Origin of the sequence: Amycolatopsis rhizosphaerae (genome assembly GCF_007713715.1) — a bacterium.
Lineage (GTDB): Bacteria > Actinomycetota > Actinomycetes > Mycobacteriales > Pseudonocardiaceae > Amycolatopsis_E > Amycolatopsis_E rhizosphaerae.
Window position 1 is genome coordinate 1 of sequence record NZ_VJWX01000038.1, and the last position, 17,275, is coordinate 17,275.

At 71.0% G+C, this 17,275-nt stretch carries 18 protein-coding genes; 5 read left to right on the forward strand and 13 right to left on the reverse strand.

What is annotated here, in order from left to right; all coding sequences use genetic code 11:
* Positions 1-153: 153 nt before the first annotated feature.
* The 5 genes from hisC to FNH05_RS06455 are packed head-to-tail and all read right to left on the reverse strand — an operon-like array spanning position 154 to position 4,179.
* Positions 154-1,215, reverse strand: coding sequence for a histidinol-phosphate transaminase (gene hisC, locus FNH05_RS06435; RefSeq protein ID WP_144586353.1), 1,062 nt, complete (start codon positions 1,213-1,215; stop codon positions 154-156).
* A complete protein-coding gene (locus tag FNH05_RS06440) occupies positions 1,212-1,865 on the reverse strand; it encodes an alpha/beta fold hydrolase (RefSeq protein WP_144586354.1) in 654 nt (217 codons plus the stop codon). The genes hisC and FNH05_RS06440 overlap by 4 nt, the downstream gene beginning before the upstream one ends.
* A 2-nt stretch (positions 1,866-1,867) precedes the next feature.
* On the reverse strand, positions 1,868-2,191 hold the full coding sequence (locus FNH05_RS06445) for a biotin/lipoyl-containing protein (protein WP_144586355.1): 324 nt from the start codon (positions 2,189-2,191) through the stop codon (positions 1,868-1,870).
* Positions 2,184-3,221, reverse strand: a complete 1,038-nt coding sequence (locus FNH05_RS06450; RefSeq protein ID WP_246127568.1) for an alpha-ketoacid dehydrogenase subunit beta — start codon at positions 3,219-3,221, stop codon at positions 2,184-2,186. The genes FNH05_RS06445 and FNH05_RS06450 overlap by 8 nt, the downstream gene beginning before the upstream one ends.
* Entirely contained in the window at positions 3,211-4,179 is a 969-nt protein-coding gene (locus tag FNH05_RS06455; RefSeq protein ID WP_144586356.1) for a thiamine pyrophosphate-dependent enzyme, read from the reverse strand. The genes FNH05_RS06450 and FNH05_RS06455 overlap by 11 nt, the downstream gene beginning before the upstream one ends.
* A 217-nt stretch (positions 4,180-4,396) precedes the next feature.
* On the opposite strand from FNH05_RS06455, the gene FNH05_RS06460 reads away from it, so the two are divergent.
* Together FNH05_RS06460 and valS are read left to right on the forward strand one after the other, a co-directional pair.
* Positions 4,397-4,666 carry a hypothetical protein gene (locus FNH05_RS06460; protein ID WP_144586357.1) on the forward strand — a complete coding sequence of 90 codons (270 nt, stop codon included), beginning with the start codon at positions 4,397-4,399 and terminating at the stop codon, positions 4,664-4,666.
* Between the two features lie 156 nt (positions 4,667-4,822).
* Entirely contained in the window at positions 4,823-7,375 is a 2,553-nt protein-coding gene (valS, locus tag FNH05_RS06465) for a valine--tRNA ligase (protein WP_144586358.1), read from the forward strand.
* A 71-nt stretch (positions 7,376-7,446) separates the two neighbouring features.
* On the opposite strand, the gene FNH05_RS06470 is transcribed toward valS, so the two are convergent.
* On the reverse strand, positions 7,447-7,827 hold the full coding sequence (locus tag FNH05_RS06470; RefSeq protein ID WP_144586359.1) for a VOC family protein: 381 nt from the start codon (positions 7,825-7,827) through the stop codon (positions 7,447-7,449).
* Between the two features lie 63 nt (positions 7,828-7,890).
* On the opposite strand from FNH05_RS06470, the gene FNH05_RS06475 reads away from it, so the two are divergent.
* Complete coding sequence (locus tag FNH05_RS06475) at positions 7,891-8,838, forward strand: helix-turn-helix transcriptional regulator (protein WP_144586360.1); 948 nt, start codon at positions 7,891-7,893, stop codon at positions 8,836-8,838.
* A gap of 240 nt (positions 8,839-9,078) precedes the next feature.
* On the opposite strand, the gene FNH05_RS06480 is transcribed toward FNH05_RS06475, so the two are convergent.
* The 5 genes from FNH05_RS06480 to FNH05_RS06500 all read right to left on the reverse strand — a co-directional run bounded on the left by FNH05_RS06480 (position 9,079) and on the right by FNH05_RS06500 (position 13,132).
* Positions 9,079-9,657 (reverse strand): TetR/AcrR family transcriptional regulator, encoded by a 579-nt coding sequence (locus FNH05_RS06480; RefSeq protein WP_144586361.1) that lies wholly within the window; start codon positions 9,655-9,657, stop codon positions 9,079-9,081.
* A gap of 8 nt (positions 9,658-9,665) precedes the next feature.
* Positions 9,666-10,394 carry an ABC transporter ATP-binding protein gene (locus FNH05_RS06485; protein WP_144586362.1) on the reverse strand — a complete coding sequence of 243 codons (729 nt, stop codon included), beginning with the start codon at positions 10,392-10,394 and terminating at the stop codon, positions 9,666-9,668.
* Complete coding sequence (locus FNH05_RS06490) at positions 10,391-11,512, reverse strand: ABC transporter permease (RefSeq protein ID WP_144586363.1); 1,122 nt, start codon at positions 11,510-11,512, stop codon at positions 10,391-10,393. Before FNH05_RS06490 ends, FNH05_RS06485 begins: the two co-directional genes overlap by 4 nt.
* Before the next feature lie 75 nt (positions 11,513-11,587).
* The gene (locus tag FNH05_RS06495; protein WP_144586364.1) at positions 11,588-12,697 is read right to left on the reverse strand and encodes a CapA family protein; all 1,110 of its coding nucleotides are present in this window, start codon (positions 12,695-12,697) and stop codon (positions 11,588-11,590) included.
* Positions 12,698-12,712: 15 nt separating this feature from the next.
* On the reverse strand, positions 12,713-13,132 hold the full coding sequence (locus tag FNH05_RS06500; RefSeq protein WP_144586365.1) for a CBS domain-containing protein: 420 nt from the start codon (positions 13,130-13,132) through the stop codon (positions 12,713-12,715).
* Between the two features lie 221 nt (positions 13,133-13,353).
* On the opposite strand from FNH05_RS06500, the gene FNH05_RS06505 reads away from it, so the two are divergent.
* Together FNH05_RS06505 and helR are read left to right on the forward strand one after the other, a co-directional pair.
* Positions 13,354-13,989: a DUF2267 domain-containing protein gene (locus FNH05_RS06505; RefSeq protein WP_144586366.1), complete on the forward strand. Its 636-nt coding sequence runs from the start codon at positions 13,354-13,356 to the stop codon at positions 13,987-13,989.
* A gap of 430 nt (positions 13,990-14,419) precedes the next feature.
* Positions 14,420-16,609 carry an RNA polymerase recycling motor ATPase HelR gene (gene helR, locus FNH05_RS06510; protein WP_246127569.1) on the forward strand — a complete coding sequence of 730 codons (2,190 nt, stop codon included), beginning with the start codon at positions 14,420-14,422 and terminating at the stop codon, positions 16,607-16,609.
* A gap of 4 nt (positions 16,610-16,613) precedes the next feature.
* Here the strand turns inward: helR and FNH05_RS06515 are convergent, their stop codons facing one another.
* Both FNH05_RS06515 and FNH05_RS06520 read right to left on the reverse strand, forming a co-directional pair.
* Complete coding sequence (locus FNH05_RS06515) at positions 16,614-16,808, reverse strand: hypothetical protein (RefSeq protein ID WP_144586367.1); 195 nt, start codon at positions 16,806-16,808, stop codon at positions 16,614-16,616.
* A gap of 8 nt (positions 16,809-16,816) precedes the next feature.
* Positions 16,817-17,239: a MarR family winged helix-turn-helix transcriptional regulator gene (locus FNH05_RS06520; RefSeq protein ID WP_222426536.1), complete on the reverse strand. Its 423-nt coding sequence runs from the start codon at positions 17,237-17,239 to the stop codon at positions 16,817-16,819.
* Positions 17,240-17,275: the final 36 nt, after the last annotated feature.

The window sequence follows — 17,275 nt, forward strand, 5'->3', positions numbered from 1 at the left end:
GGACACAAGCGCACGAGGGTGGGACTCGCTCGGCGGGCGCGCCGTACACCGCGAGCGGACCGGACTTCGCCGGGACCCTGGTCGTATCGACCGTGAGGGGACGACCCCCAGAACCCGGGGGCCCTAATGGGAACGCGCCCCCTCCTGGCCGCATCAGGCGGGGTGGGGCCAGTCGGCGGCGGTGGTGAGGAACAGGTCGTTCTCCGCGGGGGTGCCGATGGTGACGCGGCAGCCGTCACCGGGGAACGGCCGCACCAGCAGTCCGGCGCGGCGGCAGAACTCGCCGAACTCGGCGGTTCGCTCACCGGTGGGCAGCCACACGAAGTTAGCCTCCGTTTCCGGCGCGCTCCAGCCCTGGTCCCGCAGCGCTTCCCGGACCCGCCGCCGTTCGGCGACCACGGCGTCCACGCGGCCGCGCATCTCCTCCTGGCAGCGCAGCGATTCGATCGCGGCGAGCTGGGCCATGGTGGACACCCCGAACGGCACCGCGCATTTGCGGATCGCCGCGGCCACCGGCACGGACGCCACCGCGTACCCGACGCGGAGTCCGGCCAGGCCGTAGGCCTTCGAGAAGGTGCGCAGCACGCACAGGTTCTCCCGGTCGGCGAACGTCAGGCCGTCCGCGGCCTGCTCGTCGCGCACGAATTCGGCGTAGGCCTCGTCGAGCACCACGAGGACGTCGCGCGGAACCGCGTCGAGGAACGCTTCGAACTCGTCGCGGCGCACCGCGGGCCCGGTGGGGTTGTTGGGGGAGCAGACCAGGATCAGCCGGGTCCGCTCGGTGACCGCCGCGGCCATCGCCGCGAGGTCGAGGCGTGCGCCCTCTCCCAGGGGCACTTCGACCCGCGTCGCACCGGTCACCTGCACCGAGATCGGATACGCCTCGAACGAGCGCCATCCGTAGATCACCTCGTCACCGGCCTGCGCCGTGGCCTGCACGAGCTGGTGCAGCAGGGCGACGCTGCCGGTGCCGACGGCGATGCGGCCGGGGTCGACGCCGAGATGCCGGGCCAGCTCCGAGGTCAGTTCGGTCGCGGCGAGATCCGGGTACCGGTGCAGGGATTCGACCGCGGCGGTGGCCCTGGCGAGCACCCCGGGCAGCGGCGGGAACGGGTTTTCGTTGCTGGACAGTTTCACCAGGCCGGGGCTCGCCTTGCCGGGCACGTAGGCGGGGATGCCGGACAGCGCCGTCCGCACACGCGGGTTGGTGATCACTTCGCCTCCAGGAATTCGAGCGCGGCCTGTTTGAAGGCCCGGCTGCTCAACGCGTTGAAGTGGTTTCTGTTCGGCAGGGGCGCGAACGGCGCGCCCAGTGCCGCGGCGAGTTCGGCGGCGTCCGGGGCCAGCGTGTCGGCTTCCCCCGCCGCCAGGAGCGCGGGCACCGGGGCCGGTCCTTCGATCCGGTGCCCCGCGATGTCTTCGGCGATCGCCTCCAGTCCGGTGGCGCCCAGTTCCCGCGCCACACCGGCCATTTCGGCGGCGGAGGCGGGACGGGCGCCGAGGCCGCCGAGCACGAGCCTGCGCACCCGTCCCGGGGCACGCCGGGCCAGCGCCCAGCCGGCCAGGCCGCCCATCGAGTAGGTGATCACGTCCGTCTCGGCCACCCCGGCCGCATCGAGCACCGCGAGCAGGTCGTCCGCCAGGTTCTCCGGCGTGAAACCGCCCGGCGGCCGGTGGCCCTGACTCTGGCCGTGGCCCCGCAGGTCCACCGCCAGCACCCCGCGCCCGCCCAGCGCCCGCGGCCATCCGGTGGCGCCCCAGGTGCGCGCGCTGTCGCTGGCGAAACCGTGCACCAGCAGCACGGTCGGTTCGCCCGGCGTGTGGTCGTACCAGATCTTGCCGCCGTCCGGCGCGATCGCGAACACGCTCAGTCCTCCGGCACGGTCAGCCGCACCCGGCGGGCGGGCTTCTCTTCGCGGGGCACCGTGCCGACGATGCCCGCCTGGTCGTCGGGCACCTCGAAGGTCACCAGCGGATCGCCCACGGCGAGCTCGTCGTTCTCGCCGACGTGCAGGCGCAGCACCTTTCCCGACTGCGGCGAGGGGATCTCCACCGAGGCCTTCGTGGTCTCCACGTCCACCAGCGGCGCGTTGCGCTCGACGAACTCGCCCTCGGCGACCAGCCATTCCAGCACCTTCGCGCCGATCAGGCCCTCGCCGAGATCGGGAAGGGGAAAGGTCAGTTCAGCCACGGCGGTACTCCAGGACGGTCTGGACGGCGGTCAGGATCCGGTCGATGCCCGGCAGGTACTGGTCTTCGAGCGGCCCGGCCGGGTAGGGCACGTCGTAGCCGGTGACGCGCTGCACCGGGGCGCGCAGCGTGTCGAAGCACCGCTCGGTGATCAGCGCGGACACCTCCGCACCGAGACCGGCGGTCAGCGGTGCCTCGTGCACGACCACCGCGCGGCGGGTGCGGCCCACCGATTCGGCCAGGCCCTCGGCGTCGATCGGCTTGAGCCAGCGCAGGTCCAGCACCTCCAGCTCGACCCCGTCCTCCGCGGCCAGTTCGGCGACCTGCAGGCAGCGGGACACCATCGCGCCCCACGCGATCAGCGTCGCGTGGCGGCCGGGCCGGGCGATGCGGCTCGTGCCGACCGGCGCGACGGGGACCGGCGCCGCGGGATCGAACGGTTCGCGATGCCAGTACCGCGACTTCGGCTCCAGGAAGATCACCGGATCGGGGTCGGCGATGGCCTGCCGGAGCAGGTGGTAGCCCTCGCCCGGGGTCGACGGGGACACCACCTTGAGGCCGGGGACGTGCGCGAACAGCGATTCCAGGCTTTCGGCGTGGTGTTCGGGCGCGCGGATGCCGCCGAAACTGGGCAGCCGCAGGGTGATCGGCATGGGCGCGGTCCCCCGGCTGCGGTAGTGCATGCGGGCGACCTGGTTGACGATCTGGTCGAGTGCGGGATAGCTGAACCCGTCGAACTGGATCTCCGGCACCGGGCGCCAGCCCGCCAGCGCGAGCCCGACCGCCATGCCCATGATCGCCGATTCCGCCAGGGGGGTGTCGAAGACGCGGTCCTCGCCGAACTTGGCCTGCAGCCCGTCGGTCACCCGGAACACCCCGCCGAGCCTGCCCACGTCCTCGCCGAAGACCAGCACGCGGTCGTCGTCCTCGCAGGCGTGGCACAGCGCCAGGTTGATCGCCTGCTGGAGGGAGAACTCGGTTGCTTCAGTGCCCCTCTCAGTGACCCTCTCAGTGACCATCTCACTGGGCATCGGCCGACTCCTTCCAGCGGCGCTGCTGCTCAAGCAGGGCACGGGTGGGTTCGCGGTAGACGAACGAGAACATCTCTTCGCCGGGCTGTTCGCCCAGCGCCAGCAGACCTTCGCGGACCTCGCGGACCACCTTCGCCGCGTGGGACTCGGCCTCGGCCAGGAATTCCTCGTCGCCGATCAGCCGGGCCGAGCGCAGCAGCGGATCGTCCTGGGCCCGCTGCCGTTCCTCGGCCAGTGGCCGGTAGCGGCCGGGATCGTCCGAAGTGGAGTGCGGACCGAGCCGGTAGGTCATCGCCTCCAGCACGGTGGGCCCGCCGCCGTCGCGGGCGCGGTCCACCGCTTCCCTGGTCGCCTCGTACACCTCGGCCACGTCGTTGCCGTCGATCCGGCGGCCGGTGATCCCGTAGCCCTCGGCGCGGGCCGCGACCGAGCCGCCCGCCACCTGCCGCTCACTGGGCACCGAGATCGCCCACCCGTTGTGCTGGCAGAAGAAGATCACCGGCAGCCGGTAGACACCGGCGAAGTTCATCGCCTCGTGCACGTCGCCCTGCGAGCTCGCGCCGTCGCCGAAATAGGTGAGCGCGACCCCGCCGGTGCCGTCGAGGCGGGCCCCCATCGCCCACCCGACGGCGTGCGTCACCGGTCCGCCGACGACCGCGTTGAACGGCGCGAACCGGGACGCCATCGGGTCGTAGAGGCCGCCGTGCCAGTTGCCGAGGTGGCTGGCCAGGTAGCCGACCAGGTCGACGCCCAGCGCGACGGCGGCGCCCAGCTCCCGGTAGGTGGGGAAGGCGAAGTCACGGGTGGGGTCCAGAGCCGCCGCGCTCCCCACCTGCGCGGCTTCCTGACCCTTCATCGGCGCGTACGCGGGGAGGACGCCCTGGCGCTGGAGGGCGATCGCCTCCTCGTCGAGGCGCCGTGCCACCACCAGGTGGCGGTGCAGTTCGCGGAGGTTCATGGCGGAAAGCGTGCAAAGCAGGTAGTGGATCAGGCAACAGTGCGCGATCAGGCTGGTCAGTTTGCGCGATCTGACGAGTACTTTCGCCGAAAAGCTGGACACTCTGCCGTCGATTCGGCGGTTCCGCTGGGCACTGCTCTGTCCGGGTGGTGCCGTTTTCCCCGAGTGCGGCCCTGGGTAAGCCGGTCGTGTGATTCCTTCTCAGGCCAGCAGAGGCATGGACGCCCTGCCCGAGCTCGTGCTCAACACCGCCGCCGACCCCGCCCGCCGCAACGCGTGGCTGGGCTTCCACGACTCCCAGGTGCGGCTCGACCCGCCGCGGCTGCACCTCGAATGGCCCGGCGGGCAGGGCGAACTCCACGTCTTCGAGTCGGGCGCGGGTTCGAGCCGGGCCGAACTCCGGGTGGCCTGCGAGGCCGGAGAGGTCGCCGCGCGCATGCTCGACGCGCTCGCGGATCAGGTGAACGAGAACTTCAACCCGGACTGACCGCCCGCACCGACACGGCCACGACTCGGCCACGACTCGGCTGGGAACGGCGCGCCGACCCGCCCGGCTAAGCTGTATCTACTCGTACGGGCCGGTCAGTGCGGCCTGTGCTCAATCGATTCGACAGCGATCGCAGCAGATGAGGTGGCAAACAGCGTGTCCGAGACCACGCCGAACGTGCCGGACCGTCCAGCGCTGGACGGTCTGGATGCCAAGTGGGCGGACCAGTGGGAGCAGTCCGGAATCTACCGGTTCACCGCTCCCGGAGAGCGTGCCGCGGTGTTCTCCATCGACACACCGCCGCCGACCGTCAGCGGCTCCCTGCACGTAGGCCACGTCTTCTCCTACACGCACACCGACATCGTGGCGCGCTTCCAGCGGATGCGGGGCAAGCAGGTCTTCTACCCGATGGGCTGGGACGACAACGGCCTGCCCACCGAGCGCCGCGTGCAGAACTACTTCGGCGTCCGCTGCGAGCCGTCGCTGCCCTACGACCCCGATTTCCAGGTGCCGGAACCGGTGGTCAAGAAGGGTGAGCGGCCGGTGCGCGACATCTCGCGCCGGAACTTCATCGAGCTGTGCGAACTGCTGACCGCCGAGGACGAGAAGGCGTTCGAGGACACCTGGCGCAGGCTCGGGCTCTCGGTCGACTGGTCGCGGACCTACACCACGATCGGCAGGCACGCCCAGCGGGTGTCGCAGCGCGCGTTCCTGCGGCTGCTCGACCGGGGCGAGGCCTACCAGGCGGAGGCCCCGACGCTGTGGGATGTCGGGTTCCGCACCGCCGTGGCGCAGGCCGAGCTCGAGGACCGCGAGCACGCCGGTGCCTGGCACCGGATCAGCTTCCACCAGCACGACGGCAGCCCGATCCACATCGAGACCACCCGGCCCGAGCTGCTGCCGGCGTGTGTCGCGCTGATCGCGCACCCCGACGACGAGCGCTACCGGCACCTGTTCGGCCAGACCGTCACCTCGCCGCTGTTCGGGGTGGAGGTGCCGGTGCTGGCGCACCCGGCGGCCGAGATGGAGCGCGGCGCCGGTATCGCGATGTGCTGCACCTTCGGTGACCTCACCGACGTGCAGTGGTGGCGCGAGCTCAAGCTGCCCGCCCGCACGGTGATCGGCCGCGACGGCCGCATCCTGCCGGAGCCGCCCCACGGACTGGACAGCGAAGAGGGCCGCAAGGCCTACGCCGAGCTCGCCGGCGCGACGGTGCACACGGCGCGTGAGCGCGTCGTCGCCCTGCTCCGCGAGAGTGGTGACCTCGACGGCGAGCCGCGCAAGACGGTCCGCCCGGTCAAGTTCTACGAAAAGGGCGACAAGCCGCTGGAGATCGTGTCCAGCAGGCAGTGGTTCATCCGCTCGCTGGACCACCAGGACGCGATGCTGGCCCGCGGTGCCGAGCTGAAGTGGCACCCGGCCTACATGAAGGCCCGCTACGACGACTGGGTCCGCGGTCTCAACGGTGACTGGCTGGTCAGCCGCCAGCGGTTCTTCGGCGTGCCGTTCCCGATCTGGTACCCGCTGGACGAGGCGGGCGAGCCGGTCTACGGCGCTCCGATCCTGCCCGGCGAGGACCAGCTCCCGGTCGACCCGTCTTCGGACACCCCGGCCGGTTACACCGAGGACCAGCGCGGGAAGCCCGGCGGCTTCGTCGGCGACCCGGACATCATGGACACCTGGGCCACCTCCTCGCTCACCCCGCAGATCGCCTGCGGTTGGGGCGAGGACGACGAGCTCTACGCGCAGACCTTCCCGATGGACCTGCGCCCGCAGGCGCACGACATCATCCGCACCTGGCTGTTCGCCACCGTGCTGCGGGCCGAACTGGAGTCGCAGACGCTGCCCTGGTACCACGCGGCGCTGTCGGGCTGGATCCTCGACCCGGACCGCAAGAAGATGAGCAAGTCCAAGGGCAACGTGGTGACCCCGATCGGCCTGCTCGAACAGTTCAGCCCGGACGCGGTCCGGTACTGGGCGGCCAACGGGCGTCCCGGCACCGACACCGCCTTCGACCAGGGCCAGATGAAGATCGGCCGCCGTCTGGCCACGAAGCTGCTCAACGCCAGTAAGTTCGCGCTCGGTTTCCCCGAGCCGACGGCGGACGCGCGCATCACCGAGACACTGGACCAGGCGATGCTGGCCTCGCTGGACGACGTGATCCGGCAGGCGACCGACGCGCTGGAGACCTTCGAGTACACCACCGCGCTGGAGCGCATCGAACGGTTCTTCTGGTTCTTCTGCGACGACTACCTGGAGCTGATCAAGCAGCGCGCCTACGACGAGGAGGGCGGTGCGGCGACCCAGTCCGCGCGGCTCGCCCTGCGCAAGGCGCTGGCGAGCCTGCAGCGCCTGTTCGCGCCCTTCCTGCCGTACTCCACGGAAGAGGCGTGGTCGTGGTGGCACACGGACTCGGTGCACCGCGCCGAGTGGCCCACCCCGGCCGGCGCCGGTGACGGCGACGCCGCCGAGGTGATCACGCTGGCCAGCACGGCGATCAGCGCGATCCGCAAGGCGAAGAGCGACGCGAAGCGCTCGATGCGCTCGCCGGTGGAGTCGGTGCGCATCCAGGGCCCGGCGAACCAGGTCGAGACGCTGGGCTCGATCGGCGCGGACCTGCGGGCCGCGGGCAACGTCGAGGCGCTGGAACTGGCGCCGGACGGTGAGGAACTGCGCATCGAGGTCGTCTTGGCCGAGGTCGAGGCGTAAGCCGGTACGACGACGGGAAACACCCCCCGGACTGCGCGTCCGAGGGGTGTTTTCGTGTGCGGGCGGGGTTTTCAGACGCCGGTGGAGATGCAGAACGGGTGCCCGGCCGGGTCGATCAGGACCCGCCACCTGTCCGGCTGCGGCTGGCTCGCCGGCTCCTTGGCGCCGAGTTCGAGCAGGCGGGCCTGTGCGGCGTCGAGATCGTCGACGCCGAGGTCGAGGTGCGCCTGCTTCTCCGTCTCGGGGTCGGGCCAGGTGGGCTGCCGGTAGCCGTCCAGCCGGGCGAAGGCGAGGCTGGGTGCGCCTTCCTTGCCGACGTACACGAAGTCGTCGCTGGAGTAGAGCACCGGCAGGCCCAGCACGGCGGAGTAGAACGCGGCCAGCTCGGCGGGGTCCGCGCAGTCGAGGGTGACGGCGCCGAAGCGCGCCACCGGGGTCGTGGTTTCGGTCATGAACGCGACGGTAGGCGATGACCCGGACAGAAACGGTCCTGGTCGTGCCGCAGAATTCGGGGCGTGCTCAACACCTCGGCCCGGCTACTGGCGCTGCTGTCGGCACTGGCGACGCGGCCGTCGTGGACCTGCGGGCAGCTCGCGGCGCACCTGGACGTCACCGAACGCACCGTGCGGCGGGACATCGCGCGGCTTCGTGAACTCGGGTACGGCATCGAATCGGAGCCCGGCCCGTGGGGCGGCTACCGGCTCGGGCCGGGCCGGAACGTGCCGCCGCTGATCCTCGACGAAGAGGAAGCGCTGTCCGTGGCGGTGGGGTTGCGGGCGGCGGCGTTCGGGGGCATCGACGGCAGCGATCAGGCCGCCCTTTCCGCGTTGCTGAAACTGCGGCAGATCCTGCCGAAGCGGGTCGCGCGGCGGATCGAAGAACTGGAGTCCGTGCTCACCCACACCGAGCCGCCGGAGGAACGGGTTTCGCCGAAGGTACTGCTCCTGCTGGCCACCGCCTGCCGCGCCGGGGAACGCGTGCAGCTGTCCTATCGCGACAGACACGGGGTGGCGAGTACCCGCCGCGTCGATCCGCACCGGCTCGTCCACACGGGACGGCGCTGGTACCTCGTCGCCTTCGACGGCGAACGGCGGGACTGGCGAACCTTTCGGGGTGACCGCATCTCCAATGCCAAGCTCACCGGACGTCCGGTGGAACTCACCGAGCGGCCGGACGCGGCCGGTCTCGTCTCGCGGGGTATGGCGGCCGTGCCTTACCCGGTCCGGGTGCGGTTCCGGCTGTTCTGCCCGCTCGCCGAAGCGCTGCGGCGGGTCCCCGCGACGATCGGGGTGCACGAGCCCGACGGTGACCAGGCCACGATCGTCGAGGTCGGCGGACCGGACGCGGACGGACTGGCCAGGTTCCTCCTGCGCCTGGGGATGTCGCTGGAGATCCTGGAGCCGGACGAGGTGCGAGCGGCGTTTCGCGCCCTCCTGCGGGCCCTGCTCGACGCTAACCAGTAGGGCCCCTGGCCGGGGCCGGGGCGAGCCGTGAAGGGACCCTTCACGGTCGAATCGGCTGTGAAGGGACCCTTCACGGCCAACAAAACCGGAGGCCGCGGCCGGAGTCCCGCAGCCGAACCCGCCGAAGGGCGGGCCGAACCAGGACGAGGAGACCCCCAACCCCGCCGACCTCGCGCCGGGCTTCGGGGGCACCTCGGAGACCAGGCCGGTCAGCACGGAGGAGGAGCGGCCCGACGACGTTCAGGAACGGAAGTAGGGTTCGAGCAGTTCGCGGGCCAGCCTGCGCGCGTCCGCCTCGGGGGTGCCGTCCTCGACCATCCTGGTGACGGCGTAGACGATCGCCTGGATCAGTTCCGCCATCGCCTCCGGATCCCGGGTGCCGCGCTCGGCCAGCGTCTCGACGAGCGGGGTGCGGAGCTGGTCGTGCAGGGTCTTGCTGGTCTCTTCGAGCAGCTCGCCGCGCCCCGTGGCGGCGAGCGCGCTGACGATCGCGTGTTCCCCCCTGGCGACCAGGTGCAGGTTGGCGTCCACGTACGCCAGTGCTCGCTCACCGGGATGGGTTGCCTTGTCCATCTGCTCCGTCACGTAGGCCGACCATTTCGGGAACGTGTCGATGATGAGCGCGTCCAGCAGGTCATCGCGGGATTTGAAGTAGGAGTACACGCTGGGGCGGGCCAGGCCCGTCCGCTGCGCGACGGCGGCGAGGCTCGGTGTCTCGGCCCCGCCGCCCTCGGCCAGGATTTCGCGTGCCGCGTCCAGGATGGCCCTTCGCTGCATGGCGCGGTGCTCCGCAACGGTGGCCGCTCGAATCTTCGGCACGCGACTCCTCACTCCGCTCGAGTCAACTTGCCGTCAATCATCTCGTAAACCGCATCGCAGTGGCGCAGCACGTCGTGATCGTGGGTCACCATCACCGTCGCCACCCCGAACTCCTTGGCCTCGCGCGCCAGCAGTTCGGCCACCTCCTGGCTGCGGACGCGGTCCAGCGCCGCGGTCGGCTCGTCCACCAGCAGCAGGTCCGGCTCCGTCGCCAGGGCCCGCGCGATGCCCACCCGCTGGCGTTCGCCACCGGAGAGCTGGTGCGGCCGCCGGTTGGCCTTGTCCGCCATGCCCACCTGCGCGAGCAGCTGCTTCGGGTCGCGGGTGCCGCGACGTTTGCGGCCGAACCGTCCGGGCAGCCGCAGCTGGTCCTCCGCGGTCAGCGCGGGGAGGAGATTGCCGGACTGGAACACGAAGCCCACGTGCTCGCGCCGCAGTGTCGTGCGCGCCCGCTTGCCGGACACCGTCATGTCGTGCCCGGCGACGGTGACCTCGCCCGAGGTGGGCAGGGTGAGGCCGCCGGCCACCGCGAGCAGGCTCGACTTGCCCGCCCCCGACGGGCCGACGACGGCGACGAACTCGCCCGGCGCGACCTCCAGGTCCACCCCGTCCAGTGCGTGCACCGTCTCGTCGCCGTCGCCGAGGTGGAGGGTGACGTTCTTCAGCACCAGCCCGCCTTCGGCGGCGCTGCCCTCCGTGCGGTGCCGGTCGGTGGTCCGGGTTTCGGTGGGGGTCATCGGTTTCCTCCGAGAGCGGTCGCCGGTTCGACCCCGGCGATACGGGCGATGGCGGCCGCGGCCCCGGCGAGGCCGAGCACCACCAGCAGGACTGCGGCCAGCGAGACGGACGAGGCACTCAGCGAGAACGGGACCTTGCCGCCCATCAGGCTGCCCAGCCCGACGCCGATCGCGACGCCCACCCCGACCGAGGCCAGCAGCAGGATCAGGGCCTGCGCGAGGGAATCCCGCAGCAGGTAGCCGGTGGGGGCGCCCATGGCGCGCATCACCGCGACCTCGTGCTTGCGCTGGATCGTCCACACCGCGAAGAAGGCGCCAACGACCAGTGCCGAGATCGCGTACAGGAAGACCTCGATCAGTTGCAGGGTCATGGTTTCCGCGGTGTAGCCGGGCGAAGCGTCGAAGGATTGTTTCAGCGTCATGCTTGTGGTCCCCGCCGCGCGGTCGCCCTGAGCCAGGTCGGCGGCCGGGCCGGTCCGCAGCGCGACCGCGGTGATCTCCCGGTAGGCCTTCGCCGGGGCCCGGTCGTTCGGGCCCGCCCCGGCGTGGATCTCCTGCCACGCGGCGAGCGGGATGTAGGCGACGTCCACGTGCCCGAAGGTGTGCTGGTCGCCCAGCACGCCGACGACGCGCAGCTTGGTGCCGATCCGGTCGAGGGTGATCGTGTCGCCGAGCTTGATCCCGTTCTTCAGCGCGGTGTTGCTGACCACGATCCCGTCGGGCGCGCCCAGCCGGTCGCCCTCGACGACCTCGGGGGACAGGAAGCTGTCCGGGCGCACGCCGAACAGGGCCAGGTCGATCGCGACCCCCGAGCCGCTCTTGCCGTTGGCCAGGGTGTTGCCGAACGGGGCGGCCTGTTCGACCCCGGGCTGGTGGGCCCAGGTGTCCACCGCGCCGATGTCCACCACGCTCCGGGAGAAGGCGGAGTCCTTCTGGACGCCTCCGGCGAAGGCCAGGGAGGTCACCGGCATCCGCTTCAGCCCGGACACACCGTCGTTGACCAGGCCGTCGGACAGCCCGGAGAGCATCACCATGAGGACCGCGATCAGCGCGACCACGGCGCCCATCAGTCCGAACCGCGCCCGGGTGAAGCGCAGCTCACGTACGGCCAGGAACATCGCCACCGCCTCGCAAGTTTGCCAACATCATGTCGGGATCATAACAACACGATGTTTGTATCTTTGGGGTGGCGGTCAGGCGAGCACGAGGGTGCCGTCGGGGGCCTCGGCGACGGCCGGGCCGTAGGGACGGCTGATGCGGTCGAGCGTGGCGCGCAGCCAGCCGACGTCGTCGGGGGAAGCCGGTTCCAGCCGCAGGCGCCGGGCCTGGAACGGAACCATCCGCAACGCGGCGAGTTCACCGGTCGAAGTGGCGACGGAAGCGAAGTACAGCAACCGCAGATCGTCCCGGTAGTCCTCGTAGCCGCGGATGCCCTCGTAGTCGTTGATCAGGTCGCCGCAGCCGTAGAGGATCAACTTCCCCCGGTACACCTCGATCGGCCGCGGGTGGTGCGACGAATGCCCGTACACCACGTCCACCCCCGCGTCGATCAGCCGGTGCGCGAACCGCCGCTGCTCGGCGGGAACCCCGTAGCCCCAGTTCGATCCCCAATGCAGCGACACCACCGTCACGTCCCCTGGCCGCTTCGCGGCGAGAGCCCGGCCGGCCAGGGTGAGGGCGGCCCGGCCGGACCGTTCGGACACCAAAGCGACCCCCGGCCGGTCCGGCCCCGCGGCCCACTCGGGCGGCACCCCGCTGGACTCCGAGGCGCCCGCGACGACCACGGCGCCCCGGCCGTCATCGCGGGCCGCCGCCACGACCGGGCCTTCGGCTTCCGCCCGAGTCCTTCCCGCGCCCGCGTAGCGGAGCCCGGCTTCGCTCAGTGCGGTCAGGGTGTCTTCCAGTCCCCGCGGCCCGAAGTCGAGCACGTGGTTGTTCGCCAGCACGCAGACGTCGGGTCCGGCGGCGGTGAGACAGCGGAGATTGGCCGGATTGAGCCGGTAATGCACCCCCTTTCCCGGGGCGAACTCACCGTCGGCGGTGACGCTGGTTTCCAGATTGAGCACTCGCACGTCCGGGGCGAACCGCGACAACGCCGCCAGCGCGGCTCCCCACGGCCACGCGAAACCCACCGGGCGGGGAATGAGCCCGTTCGCCCGCTCGGCGAGCATCACGTACGCCCTGGCGTCGTCGAGCGACCGTTCCCACAGCTCCGGGGGGCCGGGGTGCGGCAGGACCTGGTCGACGCCCCGGCCGAGCATCACGTCCCCGCACAGCAGCAACGAAACCGCGTCGGCTCTCACCCCGGCCGGGTCCGGTCAGGTGCTGGCGCAGATCGCCTCGACGAACCGTCCGATGGTCTGTTCGGGCAGGTGCCGGGCGAGATCCGCCTCGCTGATGATGCCGACGAGCCGGTGTTCGGCGATCACCGGAACGCGCCGGACCTGGTGCTCTTCCATCACCGAAAGCACGTCCTGGATGTCCGCGTCGGCGCTGACCAGGTACGGGGTGCCCTGGGCGAGTTCGCCCGCCGTGACCTGGCGGGGGTCCTTGCCCACGGCGATGCACTTGATCACGATGTCGCGGTCGGTGATGATGCCGTGCAGGCGGTCGTCGTCGCCGCAGATCGGCAGCGCGCCCACGCCCAGGTCCCGCATCTGCTTCGCCGCTGTTTCCAGGTTCTCGTGCTCGCCGACGCACTTGGCTCCCGGATGCATGATGTCGCGGGCTTTCGTCATGACGATCCTCCTTGCTCTCCGGTATTCGCCGGGACTCGGCGAAACCCACAGGGTGCGCCGCCGCCGTTCCGTTTCCCAAGAGGCGAAGGTCCCCCCGTGGGTGATTGCCTGGAGTGTCCACTCGGGACTGTGAGCCCGCATTGGTGTCCTTGGTCCCTGGTCAGCGGTGACGCGGCGGGGAGAACCTGAGGGAAACCGGTACACCGTCGGAAGGCACTCCCATGACACACCAACCGGATCCGCTGTCCCACGCCGAGCAGACCGCCCGTGACTGGCTCGCGGTGATCGCCGACCGGCTGGGCAGCGACGACCGCCATTTCACCTACCGGGCACTCCGGGCGTGGCTGCACCTGGTGCGGGACCGGCTCACCGTGGAGAGCGCCGCGCACCTGGCGGCCCAGCTGCCGGAATTCCTGCGCGGCATGTTCTACGACGGGTGGAAGCCGAACAGGGTGCCGATCCGCTTCGACGCGAGGACGTTCGCGCAGAGATTCGCCAGGGAGGCCGCGATCAGCCAGGGGGACGTGCCCGCGGTGGCCGGGGCCATCTCCGACGGACTGAGCGCGCTGTTCTCGCCCGGGCAACTGGACCACGTGTTCGCGCTGATGCCGTCGAGCCTGCGCGGCGAGTTGCAAGGCGAGGAGTTGCGCACGACCGCCCCCGCACCGCGCAGCAGCGGCGAGCACGTGCGCATCAACGCACTGGAGGACAGCGTGATGGCACTGACCGAGGCGGTTTCGGCGCTGGCTCGGGGCCTGGAAAACGTGCCCACCAACGAGCCACAGGGCGACCGGGCGGCCAAGGCGGCGCAGGAGGCGCACCGCATCCTGATGTCGCAGGGCACACCGCAGACATGAGCCGGCCTACGTTCCGGTGAGGGGTCCCCTCACGGTCGATATGGCTGTGAGGGGACCCCTCACGGCGCCCTGTGGCGCGGAAGCGGGCGGCCGGACAGCATGAGGCCCGCCCGGGGGCGGAGTCCCCGTCTTGCGACGATGGGTCAATCCAGGCTGTAAGCCTCGATGTCAAGTCCTGCACCTCGGGCGGGTCGCCGGGTTTCCCCGGTACCACCAGGATGAACCCGTTCGCGCGTCAAGTCACGGGGCCGAAAGTCCCTTGTTCGGGACGGATTCCGGCGCGCTCAGGACAGCCGGAACCCTCGGGGAAAATCAGTCGGTTCCCCCTCCCCTTTCAACTTATAACGCACCGGGGGGCTTGCGGCAAGACCCGGGTCGTGCCGCAGAATCACCGGCCGAGGCCAGAACCTGCGGAAACGGGAGTCGCCAAGTGCGGGGGTACCAAGAGGAACTGCGGTCCGAGCGAAGCTACGTCGCCGGGCTCTATCTGCGGCTCGACGCCGAGCGCGCACGAGTGAGGGGTGAATACGAGTCGGCGTTGCGGGGAACCGGCGGGACGCCAAGGGAACGGGACGATCAGGTGCGCGCGCTGGCCAAGGAGGGGAAGCGGCTGGCCGTGGCGGACGACGGGCTGTGCTTCGGTCGCTTGGACACGATTTCGGGTGAACATTCCTACGTCGGCCGGATCGGCCTTTTCGACGAGGAAAACGAGTACGAACCGGTGTTGCTCGACTGGCGGGCGCCGGCGGCGCGCCCGTTCTACGTCGCCACCGGTGCAAACCCGGAGAACATGCGCCGACGCCGCCAGTTCCACACGCGGGGGCGTCAGGTGCTCGACTTCACCGACGAGGCGTTCGGCAGGCCCGGCGGTGACGAGCGAGGGGACGCGGCGCTGCTCGCGGCGGTCAACGCGCCGCGCGGTGAGGGGATGCGCGACATCGTGGCGACGATCCAGGCCGAGCAGGACGAGATCATCCGGCTCGATCACCCGGGGGTGCTGGTGATCGAGGGCGGGCCGGGCACGGGGAAGACGGTGGTGGCGCTGCACCGCGTCGCGTACCTGCTCTACACCCATCGCGAGCGGATGGAACGCCACGGCGTGCTCGTGGTCGGGCCCAACCCGGCGTTTCTGAACCACATCGGCCGCGTGCTGCCGTCGCTCGGCGAGTCCGACGTGGTGTTCATGACGACCGGCGACCTCGTGCCCGGTCTGCGCGTCACCGCCGAGGACACCGGAGAAGCCGCGCGGCTCAAGGGGTCGCTGAAGATCCTGGACGTGCTCACGGCCGCGATCGCCGACCGGCAGCGGCTGCCGGAGCAGCCGGTGCCGATCACCCTGGGCGGTGTCACGGTGCGCATCGACGCCGAGACCGCGGAGTGGGCCAGGGAGGAGGCCCGCGCGAGCGGGCTGCCGCACAACGAGGCCCGCGCGGTGTTCGCCGAGATTGTCACGTACGTGGTCACCGAACGGGCGATAGGCCGCATCGGCCGGGGCTGGCTGACCCGGGACGACCGTGAAGCATGGGAACAGCTGCGGGCGGACCTGCTCAAGGAACTCGCGGACGACGACGCGTTCACCGCCGCGCTCGACGACCTCTGGCCGGTACTGACGCCGGAGGCACTGCTGGCGTCGCTGTACATCTCCCCCGAAAGGCTGCGGGCGGCAGGCGCCGACCCGGCGCTGTGGCGCGCCGACGGCGAAGCCTGGACGGTGCCGGACGTGCCGCTGCTCGACGAACTGGTCGACCTGCTGGGGCGCGACAAGGCCGCCGACAAGGCGGCCGAGGCCGAGGCCGAGCGGGAACGGACGGCCGAGGCCGAGTACGCCGCCGGGGTGATGGACATCATGAAGCTGGACCGCGAGGAACTGGACGAGGACGTCCAACTGGTCGCCGAGAACCTGCTCTACGCCGAGGACCTGGCGGACCGCTTCGTCGAGCGCGACACCCGTGAACTCGTCGAACGCGCCGCCGCGGACCGGGACTGGACCTACCGGCACGTCGTGGTCGACGAGGCGCAAGAACTGTCCGAAATGGACTGGCGGGTACTGATGCGGCGCTGCCCCGGCCGGTCCTTCACGGTGGTCGGCGATCTCGCTCAACGCCGGTCGGTGGCCGGAGCGACGTCGTGGGCGGAGATGCTGGAGCCGTACGTGCCGGGCCGCTGGGTCTACCGGCCGCTGTCGGTGAACTACCGCACCCCGGCGGAGATCATGACCGTCGCCGCGGCACTGCTCGCCGAGTTCGCGCCCGAGGTCCGGCCACCGGATTCGGTCCGGGCGTGCGGCGTCCTGCCGTGGGCCAGGAGGGTGACCGAGGACGAACTGCCCGGCGCCATCGAGGAATTCGTCCGGGAGGAGGACGGTCGTGAGGGCACCAGCGTCGTGATCGGGCCACCGGGGGTGCCGGGCACGGTACCGGCGTCGGAGACGAAGGGCTTGGAGTACGACGCGGTCCTGGTCGTGGCACCGGAACGGATCCTCGCCGAAGGCCCGCGTGGCGCGGCCGACCTCTACGTCGCCCTCACCCGCGCCACCCAGCGCCTCGGCGTCCTGCACCAGGACCCGTTGCCGCACTCGCTGAGCGGACTGGCCGAAATCGGCACACCCGCCGCCACCTGATTTTTCACACCGGCGCGAACACCTCCCGGTGCTCGGCGACGAAGCTGTCGAAGGTGGCGGGCGGCGAACACCTCGGCGTCGGTGGTGACCGCCGCACGAGCATCCACATCGGACAGTGGCAGGCACCGGACCGGTCGCCGAAGGACGCGGGACAGCACCTCTGCCGCGTCGGGTTGATGACCGCGGCCGGCCCGGACATGCCCCCGCTCAACGGCCGGCCAGGTACGTGGTGAGTCGGGTCAGCAGGGGTACGCAGTCCCGCAGACTCTGCTGCTCGGCCGCGGTGAGCGTGTCGTGGATGGCGTTGTGCAGCGAGCTGGTGCGCTGATTGCGCTCCTGCCGCAGGCGTGCTCGCCCGGCATCGGTGATGCCCAGGAGCACCTTGCGTCGGTCGTCGGGATGGGGTTCCGCATACACCAGGCCGGCGCCGAGCAGGTCCTTGACCGACTTCGCGGCCGACTGGTGACTCACCATCCGCCGCTGCGCCAGGTCGGCGGTGGTCTGCCGGCCGTCCCGGTCGAGGTAGCCGAGGATGGCGGCTTCGCCGCCGGTCATCGTGTCGACGGTCCGCACCGTGCGGACCAGCGCCCCGATCGCGTGCCGCAAGTCTTCGGCCAGTGTGTCGTCCACCTCTCGAGCCTACCGGATTCACGCAGGCAAGTTGTA

Excerpts from the sequence above, each read along its gene's own strand:
- FNH05_RS06470 (WP_144586359.1), bottom strand. The coding sequence starts at position 7,827 with ATGACCGAAACCACGACCCCGGTGGCGCGCTTCGGCGCCGTCACCCTC.
- FNH05_RS06485 (WP_144586362.1), bottom strand. The coding sequence starts at position 10,394 with ATGACCCCCACCGAAACCCGGACCACCGACCGGCACCGCACGGAGGGC.
- FNH05_RS06490 (WP_144586363.1), bottom strand. The coding sequence starts at position 11,512 with ATGTTCCTGGCCGTACGTGAGCTGCGCTTCACCCGGGCGCGGTTCGGA.
- FNH05_RS06515 (WP_144586367.1), bottom strand. The coding sequence starts at position 16,808 with ATGTCCGGGCCGGCCGCGGTCATCAACCCGACGCGGCAGAGGTGCTGT.
- FNH05_RS06455 (WP_144586356.1), bottom strand. The coding sequence starts at position 4,179 with ATGAACCTCCGCGAACTGCACCGCCACCTGGTGGTGGCACGGCGCCTC.
- FNH05_RS06450 (WP_246127568.1), bottom strand. The coding sequence starts at position 3,221 with ATGCCCAGTGAGATGGTCACTGAGAGGGTCACTGAGAGGGGCACTGAA.
- FNH05_RS06500 (WP_144586365.1), bottom strand. The coding sequence starts at position 13,132 with ATGACGAAAGCCCGCGACATCATGCATCCGGGAGCCAAGTGCGTCGGC.
- FNH05_RS06460 (WP_144586357.1), top strand. The coding sequence starts at position 4,397 with ATGGACGCCCTGCCCGAGCTCGTGCTCAACACCGCCGCCGACCCCGCC.
- FNH05_RS06505 (WP_144586366.1), top strand. The coding sequence starts at position 13,354 with ATGACACACCAACCGGATCCGCTGTCCCACGCCGAGCAGACCGCCCGT.